A 13215-nucleotide genomic window follows, 5' to 3' on the forward strand; every position below is an offset into this window, starting at 1 on the left:
AGAATCACCATGTATGACGCGATTGCGCATTACTTAACCCATCTGATCTACGGTTACTACCCCTATCTCGCGGGCACGGTGTTTCTGCTTGGCAGCCTGCTCCGTTTTGATCATGGTCAGTACACCTGGAAGACCGGTTCTAGCCAGATGCTCTCTTCAAAGAATATGCGCCTGGGCAGCAACCTGTTTCATATCGGTATTATCGTGATTTTCTTCGGCCATCTGGTGGGCATGCTCACACCGCACTGGGTCTATGAACCGTTCCTGCACGCCGGTACTAAACAGCTAGTGGCTATCGTGGTGGGCGGTATTGCCGGTGCCATGTGCGTGGTGGGCGGCGCCATGTTGCTCTATCGCCGCTTGGCCAACCCACGCGTAAAGGCGTCGTCGAGCATGATGGATACCTTGATCCTGGGCTTGATCGTCTTACAGGCGTGCCTGGGTATGGTGACCATCATCTTCTCGTTGGGCCATATGGACGGCGAGATGATGCTGACACTCTCCAGCTGGGCGCAGTCGATTGTCTTCTTCAGCGGCGGTGCGGCGGACTACATGCAGGAAGTGTCATGGATCTACAAACTGCATATCTTTATCGGCTTAACCATCATCCTGCTGTTCCCGTTTTCGCGGCTGGTGCATGTGTGGAGCGCGCCGTTCGGCTATGTAACCCGGCGCTATCAGCTTGTCCGCCGTCGTGGCTAAAAACTGGCTTGTGCTCGGCCAGGCCTAGAGGAGAAATAACATGCAGATGATTGATATCGAACAGCTACCTGGGGGCGTCGCTGCGCCTCCGGTACGTGTCGGTGACACCCCTATCGATGAAGCAACGATTGCGTTGGAGATGCAGTACCACCCCGCCGAAACGTCGGGGGAGGCCCAGCTTCAGGCGGCCCGCGCCCTGGTGGTCAGGGAACTGCTGCGCCAGCGAGCCAACGTCCTGGGCCTACTGTCGAGGCAGGAAACTAACGAAGCACAGGAAGATGCGGCGATTGCTGCCTTGCTCGAACAGGAGCTTGAGGTGCCGGAACCGGGGGAAACAGATTGCCAGCGCTTTTTTGAGACCCACCGCGAGCGCTTCAGCGAACCAGTGCAGTTACGCGTTCGGCATATCCTGCTCGCGGCCGCACCCGATGACTCCCAGGGTCGCGACGACGCTTACCAGCTTGGTGAAAAGCTACTCGAACAGCTTAAGCAGATACCCGAACGGTTTGCCGAATTTGCTCAACACCACTCCGCGTGCCCTTCAAAAGAGCTGGATGGTGATTTGGGCTGGCTGGTGCCAGGGCAGACTGTTCCGGAGTTGGATCGCGCTTTGCAGCACTTACCCGAAGGTCTACACGAGCGCCCCTTGGCGTCTCGCTATGGTTGGCATGTGGTGAGTATTGACGAGCGGCGAGACGGTAGGGCGTTACCTTTCGATCAAGTGATTGACCGGGTGCGCCATAGCCTACGGGAACAGGCAACTCGACGTGCGCTGCGTCACTATTTGCTGGCGTTAGAGAGCGAAATAGGCGTCGAAGGGATTGTTCTGGATGACGATGCTGGCGGCAGCTTGATGCAATAGCTTGAAGCAATAGCAAAGCTAATAGGAGAGGCTTGATGTCCCATGTTCCTGTAGATGCTCTTTTCACTCCGCTCGGCATCGCGGTGCTAACGGTTTCCGATACCCGTGGTTTCGACGAGGATGGTAGCGGTGACCTGCTGGTTGAACATCTGAGCGAAAGCGGCCATATCCTGGTCGAGAGGCGCATCGTTTCTGATGATATCTACCAGGTTCGTGCCGTGGTCTCGGAGTGGATTGCTCGAACGGATGTCCACGCGATTCTGGTTAATGGCGGCACTGGCTTTACCGCCCGGGATACCACTCCCGAGGCGTTGATACCGCTGTTCGACAAAGCGATTGAGGGGTATGGCGAGCTGTTCCGCCACTACTCCCTGAAAACAATCGGCACAGCGACGATCCAGTCTCGCGCCGTAGCGGGGGTGGCCAACCGAACGATGATATTTGCGATGCCCGGTTCGCCCAAAGCGTGTGCCTTGGCGTGGGACAGGATTATTGCTTTGCAGCTGGACTCCCGCACTCGGCCCTGCAACTTCGCCGCCATGGTGATGCCTTCAGCGACCCCGTGTAGTGGACGTCACACAGCGACTTCTTCCAATGAGGTGGAGCGCTTATGAACTGTCACTGCGCAGAAATAGTCACGCCCGGCTTGTTAGATCTGTTTGATGCGCGCCAACGGCTTATCGACGCAGCCACGCCCATTAATGCAGTAGAAACCATCACCCTAGAACAATCGACAGGGCGAGTGCTGGCAGAAACGCTGGTCGCTCCTCTCGATATGCCGGGCGTGGACAATAGCGCTATGGATGGTTACGCGCTGTGTCTGGCTGATTACCAAGCGGCACCTCGCGGCGCAGGCTTACCCATTCTCCAACGCGTACCAGCTGGCGCAGGCGTCATGCTGCTACCGGAAGGAGGCTGCGCGCGTATTTTTACCGGCGCGCCGGTGCCCATGGGGGCAGATATTGTGGTGCCTCAAGAGCGGGTGACTCTTGATCCGCGCGGGCATATACACCTCGAGGGTAGCTTGGTGCTAGGCGCTAACATTCGTCGCCAAGGCGAGGAGACTCGCATAGGCACCCCGCTGCTCGCTGCGGGTAAGCTTCTTGATGCCGCGTCGATTGCGCTGCTGGCAAGCCATGGAATCAATGCCGTGACTGTCAAACGGCGTCTGAGGGTGGCGCTGCTTTCCACCGGCGATGAGCTGATTGCCCCAGGTACAGTGCGATCACCGGGACAGGTATACGACAGCAACCGCGCCATGCTTAACGTACTGCTAGCGCAAGCTCAGTGCGACGTGCTGGATTTGGGCATCATCGCTGATTCACCGCAGTCATTGCATCAGGCCTTTGAGCACGCACAAACCGTTGCGGATGTGGTGATGTGCACCGGGGGCGTTTCGGTAGGCGAGGAGGATCATGTACGCCCAGTGATCGAGCAGCGCGGTGGCTTACATTTTCATGGTGTCGCCATGAAGCCAGGGAAGCCCTTTGCGTTCGGTTATCTGGGCGCGGAGCCTGCCTCTTCCACACCGTTAATGGCGCTGCCGGGTAATCCTGTGGCCTCCCTGGTGGGCTGGCAGCTGCTGGCGCTGCCGTTTATCCATGCCATGCAAGGTAGAGCCGTAGCGGCTCTACAGCGTTATCCGGTAAAAGCGGGCTTTTCTCAGCGTGGCCCCCAGGGGCGCTGCGAGCTACTACGGGTGGTGATGGATTGGTCACAGGGGGCTCCCGTGGCGCAGCTAGCGGGCGGGCAGGGCTCACATATGCTCAGCGCGGCTAGCCAGGCCCATGGTTATTTAATGATTAACCCCGCCACGGAGGTAACTGAAGGGGCCACCTATCACTATTACCCCATCAATCAGTTCGCCGCTTGAACAGCTTTTCCTATCGTGGCCACTGACCTCGTTTTTTTTCATAGGAGAGGGTATGTCTTCACAACACAAACCCCGCACACTGATTTATGCCTGCTCCGGCTGCTCTGATGTGGCGCAACTTGCCAATAGCGTTGCCCTGCGTCTTGACCATGCAGGAGAGGCAGAAATGTCCTGCATTGCTGGTGTGGGCGGTGGTGTGCCCGGTCTGGTGCGCATTGCCCGCTCAGGGCGCCCTATTGTAGCCATTGACGGGTGCCAGATGCACTGCGCCAGCCACTGTCTCGCCAAAGCGGATGTGATACCCACAGAGCACGTAAAGCTATATGAAAACGGCCTGCGCAAGCGGCGGGGCCAGTTTTATGATGAGCAAACAATCATCGACGTCACCGCAGAAGTAAAAGAACTCATTGCACGGCTGCCCGTTAATGCCAATACCCAAGAGGAACCCATGGAATGAGTGCGCTAGTCGATGGGTATGGCCGTACGGTGCGTTACCTGCGTATATCGGTAACTGATCGTTGTGATTTTCGCTGTGTGTACTGCATGGCTGAGGAAATGACCTTTCTGCCACGCGCCCAACTGCTTACCCTTGAGGAGATAGCCGCGCTTTCACAGGCATTTGTCGAGCTGGGTGTGGAGAAAATCCGTCTAACTGGCGGTGAGCCGCTGGTACGCCAGGGCGTACTCACGCTAGTGCAAAAACTCGGTGCATTGGAAGGTCTGCGCGAGCTGGCGATGACCACCAACGGCTCAGGGTTGGTCAAGCATGCCAATGCTTTGCGGCAAGGCGGGCTACATCGGCTCAATATTAGCCTCGACTCGCTCAAGCCCGAACGCTTTAAAGCATTAACCCGGACGGGGGATCTTGATCAGGTGATCGCGGGTATCCGTGCAGCGCGCCGCGCTGGCTTTCAGTCGATTAAGCTCAACGCCGTATTGCTCAAGGGGCGCAATGACGACGAAATTATCGACTTGGTTAACTTTGCCCGGGATGAACAAGTCGATATAAGCTTTATTGAGGAGATGCCGCTGGGCGCTATCAGCGAGCATAACCGTGGTGAAACCTTTCTTTCCACCGATGCGGTACGCGAGACCATAGAAAACCACTATCAACTCTTACCCACCACCGAGACCACCCTAGGGCCATCCCGTTATTACCGCATGGTAGACAGCCAGTCGAGGATTGGCTTTATTTCTCCCCATAGCCACAATTTCTGCGCTGCCTGTAATCGTGTTCGGGTGACGGCTGAAGGGCGACTACTCCTTTGCTTGGGCAATGAGCACTCGGTAGATTTACGCGCCGTAATGCGACGTTATCCGGGTGATACCCAGCGGCTTAAATCGAGCATTGTGGCGGCAATGAAGAAAAAACCTGAGCGCCATCACTTTACGACGGATGGTGAAGTTCAAATAGTGAGGTTTATGAATGCAACAGGCGGGTAATACGATTCGGTCAGCGTTCAAAGCTAGCAGGGGCTAGTGGTGAATAGCGCTTTCCGTTAAGCTCCTCGACAATTTTTTATTTTTGGTTGCGTTGAGGTGATTGTATGTGGAGCCTGCTAAGGCTGTCTGCAATATCACTATCAGTACTCATGATAGCTGGTTGCTCAGATCCCAAAATTGATACTAGCTCCATGCCTGCGTCGGTTGTCTCGGTTGAGAAAGTGCGTAACTCCTTGCCCACCTACAAGCGCGATGAGTTTGATCAAGGCTTGATCATTATCGCCACGTCGACGTCGTTTAGTGGTATCGATATTCTCAACCCCCACCGCATGAATGCCGCCGAGATTGCCGAAACTGCCAATGTGCAAATGCATGGGTTAACGGGGGATCAGGTGATTCAGCGTGCCGATCAAATTCTGCGCGAGCGTCGGGCACGCGAACGCGAACAGGCTATTCGCACCTTAAAGCGGCTGGAAGAGAAGCGTGCAAAAGCCACCAGTGATCAGCAGCAGTTAGCGCGGTTTACCATTGACAGTGCTCGCTATTACATTGGCTCAAGCCCTTATGGCGCTCCGGAACCTGTGATTGATCTTACAGTGACCAATGACACGGATCAGGCCATTTCTGAGCTTCTGTTGAGGGGCGTGGTGACGAGCCCTGATCACTCAGCAGCTTGGGTAGACGAAACGTTTTACTACGTTGTTCCTGGTGGCATTGAGCCTGGTGAAACACTGGAGTGGAGCCTTGCGCCTAACCGCTTTGGCCCATGGGGGAATGCTCAAATACCCAGCGATGCAGAGCTGACGGTCACCTTGCAAGGGTTGAAAGGGCTTGATGAGCAGCCATTATGGGACTCCCCTGAGCTAACGGAACACGAACTGGCCAGGCTTGAGCAACTGCAGAAGGAGTATGGTGGCATTGCTTTCTCCCGTTTGGAGTGAGTCTCGTGTGGACTAAGCTCTTTGTGGGGTAAACGGTGCAAAAACCACAGCGCCCTAGCGGTTATCCGATAGGGCGCAAACATTTCTACCAATTATCTTTTCGCCAAACGGGGTTACTTACTCTTTGGCTTCATGGTCGGCGAGGGCGGCAACAATTGCCTCTTCCCACTGCCCTTCGGTTAACCCCCAATGCTCCATTTCTGACTGATCGGCGCTGCCTGCCGACGCCTCTCGTAGTTTATCGACGCTGCTGCTTTCATAGCAGTGCTTGGCGAAATCTTTGGTTTTGACATCTTTTAGCTGATTAATCATCGACATGTTGAGTTCCTTTCAAGGTCAATAGTGAGGTAATGCTCACTCAGTGTAGCTATTCTGGCCGCTTTTACCTGACTTGGTTCTCAACACTGCTTAGCTGAAGTGAGAAAAAAAGCGTAGAAAAGGTTTTCCGTGGGCTAGCCAGCCATCAGCGTATCGATAAAAATTTTACCGGCGATACTTGCCAGCAACAGCATAACCAAATTATCAAACCAGCGGTGGGGCAGCCGATTGCCCAGGCGGGCGCCTAGGGGCATGGCGGCGAGTATCACCACAAGGGCAAGAATACTAAACAAAAAGCGTTCCAGAGTTAAAATGCCCGCGTTTAAAAGCGCCGGTATTTGAACACTGGTAATAGCGACGAAGAAGACCGAGATGGAGCCAATAAATACGCTTCGTTTCAACTGCATCGCATTGAGAAACGTAACCGAGGCTGGCGCCGACATGCCTGCAGCGCCTTGAAGCACGCCAGCGAGTAGGCCAATAGGGATCACTAGTCGCGCAGCGATATTAAAAGGCAGGGCGATACGACGTTTCATCACTTTGATGATCAGGTAAAGCACGATCACACCCGCGACACCCAGTGACAGTATTTCGGGAGATAAAACGACTAATCCCCAAGTGCCCAGAACGATGCCTAGCCCGCCAGCAATGGAGAAAGCTGCCAAGAAGCGCAAGGGTAGTAGGTGGCGTCGATATTGCCATACCTGTAAAGCATTACTAAATAGGTTAGGCGCGACTAATAGAGCGATAGCGAGTTGAACGTCGTACAGCATGGTGAGAATGGGTACGACAATAACCGGGACACCTGAACCGATGGCGCCTTTGACGATACCTGCAACGAGTAGCGCTATAAACGCAATTAACAGCATAAGGTTACCGGCCCTTTTTAGCGCACAGCCGCCACGCAACCGGCAGCTGTGCGTATTGATTTTCTTCAGGATTAGGTTTTGTCTGAAAAGTCGGCGAGCGAAGGCCAGACAAGGCAAAAATCGGCGAAAAGACGGAGTTTACGTTGTGTAAATGAGTACTTTGAGCCGATTTTTAACGCCGTATGGTCGAGCGCAGCCAGTTTTCAGGCAGAGCCTAAACGCTGTTATTTCAGCACATAGCAGGGCACATAGTGCTGGCCGTCGAGTTTCATGCGCCCTTGGGCTACAAAAGAGGTGAGTAGCTCGTCAAGGCGTTGCATTAGTTCGGGCTCTGCGGTCAGTACAAAGGGGCCATGAGCTTCAATGGCTCGAATGCCAGCCTCTTTGACGTTGCCTGCGACGATCCCCGAGAAAGCGCGGCGCAGATTAGCAGCGAGCTCATGGGTAGGCTGCTGGCGGTGGAGCGCTAAGCCACGCATGGCGTCGTGTGTCGGTTCAAAGGTTGCCTGGAAGTCGCGCGCAATGGTCAATCGCCAGTTGTAGTAGAAAGCATCCTGATGGGTGCGCCGGAATTCAGCGATCTCATCGATGCCGTGGCGCATGGTGCGTGCAACCGAGACCGGATCGCCGGTAATGATGGTGTAGTAACGGCGGATATCCTCACCGAGGGTATAGACCAGAAATTCATCAATTTTCTGAAAGTAGGCCGCAGAATCAGCAGGGCCAGTGAAAATTAACGGAAAAGGAATATCCTGGTTGCTGGGGTGCAGCAGAATGCCCAGCAGATAGAGAATCTCTTCTGCGGTGCCCACCCCGCCAGGAAACACAATAATGCCATGGCCCAGGCGCACAAAGGCTTCCAAGCGTTTTTCAATGTCTGGCATGACAACCAGTTCATTGACGATGGGGTTAGGCGCTTCGGCAGCGATAATGCCGGGCTCTGAAACACCCAAATAGCGGCCTTCTTTACGCCGCTGCTTGGCATGGGCAACGTTCGCGCCTTTCATGGGGCCTTTCATTGCGCCAGGGCCACAGCCGGTACAAATATCTAAATCGCGCAGACCCAAGTGATAGCCCACATCTTTGGTATATTCGTACTCTTCCCGGGAGATAGAGTGACCGCCCCAGCACACCACCAGGCTAGGGTCGCGGCCGGGTTTGAGCGTGCCCGCTTTGCGCAGAATATGGAAGACCGCATTGGTGGTGCCTTCTCCCGTACTCAGGTCAAAACGATTGTGGTGCTGAATCTCATTGTAGACGTAAACGATGTCGCGAATGATCGAGGATAGATGCTCGCGGATACCGCGAATCATGCGGCCATCTACAAAGGCTTCGGCGGGGGCGTTAGTGAGCTTTAAGCGAATGCCGCGGTCTTGCTGCAGCACTTCAATATCGAAATCTTTATAGGCTTCTAAAATCGCCAGGCTATCGTCGCTGGGATTACCGCAATTGAGTACTGCCAACGCACAGCGCCGAAGAAGGTCGTGTAGACCGCTTTGAGAAGTTTTATGCAGTCGATTAACTTCATGCTGAGAGAGTACTTCGAGGCTCCCCTCGGGGGAAATGATGCTGGAAAGAGTGGCGCGAGGTTGAACGTTTTCGGTCATTAGCGGGGCTGTCCCTAATCGTTTGATGTCTCTTGGCATATTACCACGCCCAAGCGGTGGGTACAGCGCAGCGGCTGGCTCGCCGGGGTGTGCTATTATGAGGTCTATTTTATAGGGCGGCGGCAATAGCGTTTTTTGTTAGTTACTAAACTGTTGCCTAAAGCGGGTTCTCAAAGAGAGCTGCTAAAGACCGTTATCAAAGACCATGGCGCTTCACTATGTTCAATGCCCACTATTTTCGTACCTTTATTACGCTTGTTGAAACAGGCAGTTTTACCCGTACGGCGCAACGTTTAGAAATGACCCAGCCGGGCGTAAGCCAGCATGTACGCAAGTTAGAAGACTATTTAAATAAAGAGCTGCTAGAGCGCAAGGGGCGTAGCTTTACATTAACCGAATCGGGGCGGCGTGCTTACGATTACGCTTTAAAGTTATTTGCTGAGCATGAACAGTTCCGTCACGGGCTAGACGATGACTCTTTGGATAGCGGTGACTGCCGCATTGCCTCGCCGGGTAGCGTTGGCCTGATGTTCTATCCGTATATATTGGGGCAGCAGCAAATGCACCCCAATTTAACGGTCAACTATAGCTTTGCGTTCAACCACGAAATCGTCAATGACCTGCTTGAAGGGCGTTATGACATCGGGATAGTCACCGAGGCAATGCGACACCCTGAGCTTAGCTGCAGCATTTGGCATGAAGAGCCGCTCTGCTTGGTGGTGCCTGCAGATTTTGCGGGCAGCACGCTATCAGATTTAATGGGCATCGGCTTTCTCAATTATTACGACGGCATTAACCATGCCAATGCACTGCTGCGAGCCAATTACCCCGACGAGTTTCGCTCAATGACCCATTTCCGCCATCAAGGCTTTACCAATGAAGTCAGCATGGTGCTGGATGCAGTGGCCAGGGGATTGGGCTTTAGCGTGGTATCGCGATTGGTATTGGAAACTTCGCCTTGGCAGCGCCAGGTAAAAGCGTTGAACCTGCCCAATGCGGTCAATGAAGTGCTCTATTTGCTGCGCCGCCGCGACTCGGTGCTGCCTAAGCGCTACGCGAAGCTGTTAGACGGTTTTCACGCTCAGCGTCTGCAAGAAAAAACGCCCTTGATGCCGTCTAATTGATTAGGCACCAAGGGCGTTTTCGTTACTTAGAGCGCTATCGCTTCACATCTTGCCAGCTTTGCCGCTAGTTGCGATATTCGTCGATGCTAGGGCAGGAGCAGATTAACTGACGGTCACCGAAAACGTTATCGACGCGGTTAACGGCGGGCCAGTATTTAGCGGCTTGAACAGCCGCGGTCGGGAAGGCGGCCAACTGGCGGTCATAAGGCCGCTGCCAGTCGCTATCCATTAGATCCGCCTGGGTATGTGGCGCATTGACCAGCGGATTATTATCCAACGGCCATTCGCCGCTCTCCACTCGGGCGATCTCGTCACGAATGGCAATCATCGCATCGCAGAAACGGTCGATTTCATACAGCGACTCAGACTCAGTCGGCTCGATCATCAGCGTGCCCGGCACTGGGAACGACATGGTTGGTGCGTGAAAACCGTAATCCATCAAACGCTTGGCAATATCCTCCTCGCTAATCCCAGAGGCCGCTTTGAGCGGACGAATATCGATTATGCATTCGTGGGCAACGGTACCGTTCTGACCGCGGTATAGAATCGGGAATGCCGCTTCCAATCGTTTGGCAATGTAATTGGCGTTTAGGATGGCAAGCTCGGTAGCTTCCCGCAGCCCGCGGGCACCCATCATCTTAATGTAGGCCCAGGAAATGGGCAGAATGGAAGCACTGCCGAAGGCAGCCGCGGAGACTGCACCGCTATCAGTGTTGACGCCGTTGATAGGTGTTACCACATGGTTTGAAACGTAGGGCACCAAGTGGGCTTTCACGCCGATAGGGCCCATGCCCGGGCCGCCGCCACCGTGGGGAATACAGAACGTTTTGTGCAGGTTAAGGTGAGACACATCGCCGCCAAAATCGCCAGGACGGGTTAACCCTACCTGGGCGTTCATATTGGCGCCATCGATATACACCTGACCACCGTTGTCGTGAACGATCTTGCACGCTTCGCGTACGCTGGTTTCAAACACCCCGTGTGTGGATGGGTAGGTCAGCATAATGGCGGAGAGCTTATCGCTATGCTGTTCAGTTTTAGCGCGTAAATCCGCTATGTCGATATTGCCGTTTTGATCGCACTCGACCACCACCACCTTCATTTGCACCATGGCTGCCGAGGCAGGGTTGGTACCGTGGGCAGAGCTTGGAATCAAGCAGACATCGCGATGACCTTCGCCTTGGGCCGCTTGGTAACGACGAATTGCCACAAGGCCAGCATATTCACCCTGAGCGCCGGAGTTAGGCTGCATCGAGAGGTGATCGTAACCGGTGACTTCGACCAGGAAGGCCGAGAGCTCGTCGATCATTTGATGATAGCCAGCCACCTGGTCGCGAGGTGCAAAGGGGTGAAGGTGCGCAAACGAGGGCCAGGAGACGGGGATCATTTCGCTGGTGGCGTTGAGCTTCATGGTGCAGGAGCCGAGCGGGATCATTGCATGGGCAAGCGACAGATCCTTATTCTCCAGACGCTTTAAGTAGCGCAGCATTTCGGTTTCGCTGCGGTAGCGGTTAAAGGTGGGATGGCTCAAGAAGTCGCTTTCGCGCTGGCATGCCGTGGGAATGCCGGAAGCGCCGCTAGCTACCACTTGCTCGTCCAATACTGCAACGGCAAGGCCGTGCTCATCGCCCAGCAGCACATCAAACAATGTGGCTACATCGTGGGCGGTGGTGGTTTCATCCAGGCTAATACCGACATCGCCATTGCCGAAGTAGTGCAGATTAATATCATGGGTCATGGCTCGGCCATGGATTTTACCTGCATCAACACCTGTCAGACGTAGCGTATCAAACCAGCTGTCATGAGCGAGCGATACGCCTGCCTGCTTAAGGCCTTCGGCAAGCAGGGTGGCTAGGCGATGAACGCGGCCGGCAATTTTGCGCAACCCTTCTGCACCGTGATAGGTGGCATAAAAGCCTGCGATGTTGGCCAGAAGCGCCTGGGCGGTACAGATATTGGACGTCGCTTTCTCGCGGCGGATATGCTGCTCGCGGGTCTGCATTGCCATGCGCAGGGCGGTGTTACCACGGCTATCTTTTGATACGCCGATGATACGCCCAGGAATCGAGCGCTTGAGCTTGTCGGATGTAGCAAAGAACGCCGCGTGAGGGCCACCAAAGCCCATGGGTACGCCAAAGCGTTGGGAGTTGCCCACCACAATATCCGCGCCGAGCTGGCCGGGTTCTTTAAGCAGCACCAGACTCAAAAGATCGCTGGCCACGCAGGTCATTATATTGCGCTCAGCCGCGGCGCTTAATAGCGGTGCCAGATCGCGCACTTCACCACTGGCAGAGGGGTACTGAACCAGGGCTCCAAACACATCGTGGCTGGCCAACTCTTCTGCAGGGCCGGTGATCAGCTCAAAGCCAAAGAACTCGGCACGGGTTTTAACGACATCCAGCGTTTGCGGGAAAACATCGTCGGCGACGAAAAAAGCGTTGGATTTGCTTTTCTTATTACCACGCTTACAAAGCGCCATGGCTTCGGCGGCAGCGGTGGCTTCGTCGAGCAGCGACGCATTAGCCAGCTCCATGCCGGTTAAATCCATGACCACCTGCTGGAAGTTAAGCAAGCCTTCCAGGCGTCCTTGAGAAATCTCCGGCTGGTAGGGGGTGTAGGCCGTGTACCAGCCTGGGTTTTCCAATACGTTGCGCTGAATCACCGCGGGCATATGGGTGCCGTAATAGCCCTGGCCAATATAGCTCTTAGCCACGCGGTTCTGGCGCGCGAGCTGCGCTAGGTACTCTAGCGCCTCTGATTCGCTGCGCGGTTCATCAAGCGCTAGCTCATGGCCAAGACGGATATCGCTCGGCACGGTCTGTTCAATCAGATCTTCCATGTGCTGCATGTTGAGCGCTTTTAACATGGTGGCCACGTCATCTTGACTTGGACCATTATGACGTTTGATAAAAGCATCGTGATCGGCCAGCTCGGCCAGACGGCGTGTTTCAAGAGACATGAAGAAGATTCCGGACGTTAAGAGAGAACCGTGCAGGGCGTTAAGCGAAGAGCCTGCCATAAAGGATAAAGGCAGGCCCTAATATATGATTCAGCTACCGCCTTTAGTCGTCGGCGCTTAGCGTTGCTTGATAGGCATCTGCGTCGAGCAGGCCATCAAGTGAGTCGCTGTCTAAACGCACTTTCATAATCCAGCCGCCTTCGTAAGGCGCTTCATTGACTGTTTCAGGGGCGTCTTCAAGAGCGTCATTGACCTCAATGACTTCGCCAACAACCGGTGAGTAGAGATCAGAAGCAGCTTTTACCGATTCGATAACGCCAAACTCTTGCCCTTTGTTCAGCGCTGTTCCCACTTCAGGCAGTTCAACAAACACGACATCGCCGAGCGCCTGCTGGGCGTGATCAGTTATACCCACGGTCACGGTGCCGTCCTTATTATCCAGCACCCACTCGTGGCTTTCTGCGTAACGAAGATTGGTAGGAAGATTGCTCATGGTGTTTTCCTATATGAAACAGTT

13 protein-coding genes are annotated in these 13215 nt (G+C 54.6%); 8 read left to right on the forward strand and 5 right to left on the reverse strand.

Annotated features, from left to right (window positions below):
- Positions 1–9: 9 nt before the first annotated feature.
- The 7 genes from narI (at position 10) to HALTITAN_RS06955 (ending at position 5821) form a co-directional block, all read left to right on the forward strand.
- The gene (gene narI / locus HALTITAN_RS06925; RefSeq protein ID WP_039858452.1) at positions 10–702 is read left to right on the forward strand and encodes a respiratory nitrate reductase subunit gamma; all 693 of its coding nucleotides are present in this window, start codon (positions 10–12) and stop codon (positions 700–702) included.
- A gap of 40 nt (positions 703–742) precedes the next feature.
- Entirely contained in the window at positions 743–1564 is an 822-nt protein-coding gene (locus HALTITAN_RS06930; RefSeq protein WP_039858454.1) for a peptidylprolyl isomerase, read from the forward strand.
- A 35-nt stretch (positions 1565–1599) separates the two neighbouring features.
- Positions 1600–2178 carry a molybdenum cofactor biosynthesis protein B gene (moaB, locus tag HALTITAN_RS06935; protein WP_039858457.1) on the forward strand — a complete coding sequence of 193 codons (579 nt, stop codon included), beginning with the start codon at positions 1600–1602 and terminating at the stop codon, positions 2176–2178.
- On the forward strand, positions 2175–3437 hold the full coding sequence (locus HALTITAN_RS06940; RefSeq protein ID WP_022523527.1) for a molybdopterin molybdotransferase MoeA: 1263 nt from the start codon (positions 2175–2177) through the stop codon (positions 3435–3437). The genes moaB and HALTITAN_RS06940 overlap by 4 nt, the downstream gene beginning before the upstream one ends.
- A gap of 52 nt (positions 3438–3489) precedes the next feature.
- Positions 3490–3894: a putative zinc-binding protein gene (locus HALTITAN_RS06945; RefSeq protein ID WP_009286657.1), complete on the forward strand. Its 405-nt coding sequence runs from the start codon at positions 3490–3492 to the stop codon at positions 3892–3894.
- Complete coding sequence (moaA, locus tag HALTITAN_RS06950) at positions 3891–4880, forward strand: GTP 3',8-cyclase MoaA (RefSeq protein ID WP_009286658.1); 990 nt, start codon at positions 3891–3893, stop codon at positions 4878–4880. The genes HALTITAN_RS06945 and moaA overlap by 4 nt, the downstream gene beginning before the upstream one ends.
- Positions 4881–5029: 149 nt before the next feature.
- Positions 5030–5821 carry a DUF6694 family lipoprotein gene (locus HALTITAN_RS06955; RefSeq protein WP_411906402.1) on the forward strand — a complete coding sequence of 264 codons (792 nt, stop codon included), beginning with the start codon at positions 5030–5032 and terminating at the stop codon, positions 5819–5821.
- Positions 5822–5938: 117 nt separating this feature from the next.
- Here the strand turns inward: HALTITAN_RS06955 and HALTITAN_RS06960 are convergent, their stop codons facing one another.
- The 3 genes from HALTITAN_RS06960 to ppnN form a co-directional block, all read right to left on the reverse strand.
- Positions 5939–6139 (reverse strand): hypothetical protein, encoded by a 201-nt coding sequence (locus HALTITAN_RS06960; RefSeq protein ID WP_022523524.1) that lies wholly within the window; start codon positions 6137–6139, stop codon positions 5939–5941.
- 134 nt (positions 6140–6273) lie between these two features.
- Positions 6274–7008, reverse strand: a complete 735-nt coding sequence (locus HALTITAN_RS06965) for a sulfite exporter TauE/SafE family protein (RefSeq protein ID WP_233974000.1) — start codon at positions 7006–7008, stop codon at positions 6274–6276.
- A gap of 224 nt (positions 7009–7232) precedes the next feature.
- Positions 7233–8615: a nucleotide 5'-monophosphate nucleosidase PpnN gene (gene ppnN, locus HALTITAN_RS06970; RefSeq protein WP_022523522.1), complete on the reverse strand. Its 1383-nt coding sequence runs from the start codon at positions 8613–8615 to the stop codon at positions 7233–7235.
- Positions 8616–8833: 218 nt separating this feature from the next.
- On the opposite strand from ppnN, the gene HALTITAN_RS06975 reads away from it, so the two are divergent.
- Positions 8834–9739 (forward strand): LysR family transcriptional regulator, encoded by a 906-nt coding sequence (locus HALTITAN_RS06975; protein ID WP_009286662.1) that lies wholly within the window; start codon positions 8834–8836, stop codon positions 9737–9739.
- A gap of 64 nt (positions 9740–9803) precedes the next feature.
- Here the strand turns inward: HALTITAN_RS06975 and gcvP are convergent, their stop codons facing one another.
- Together gcvP and gcvH are read right to left on the reverse strand one after the other, a co-directional pair.
- Entirely contained in the window at positions 9804–12698 is a 2895-nt protein-coding gene (gcvP, locus tag HALTITAN_RS06980) for an aminomethyl-transferring glycine dehydrogenase (RefSeq protein ID WP_039858462.1), read from the reverse strand.
- A gap of 103 nt (positions 12699–12801) precedes the next feature.
- Complete coding sequence (gcvH, locus tag HALTITAN_RS06985) at positions 12802–13191, reverse strand: glycine cleavage system protein GcvH (RefSeq protein WP_022523520.1); 390 nt, start codon at positions 13189–13191, stop codon at positions 12802–12804.
- Between the last annotated feature and the right edge of the window lie 24 nt (positions 13192–13215).

It is taken from the genome of Vreelandella titanicae BH1, assembly GCF_000336575.1.
GTDB lineage: Bacteria > Pseudomonadota > Gammaproteobacteria > Pseudomonadales > Halomonadaceae > Vreelandella > Vreelandella titanicae.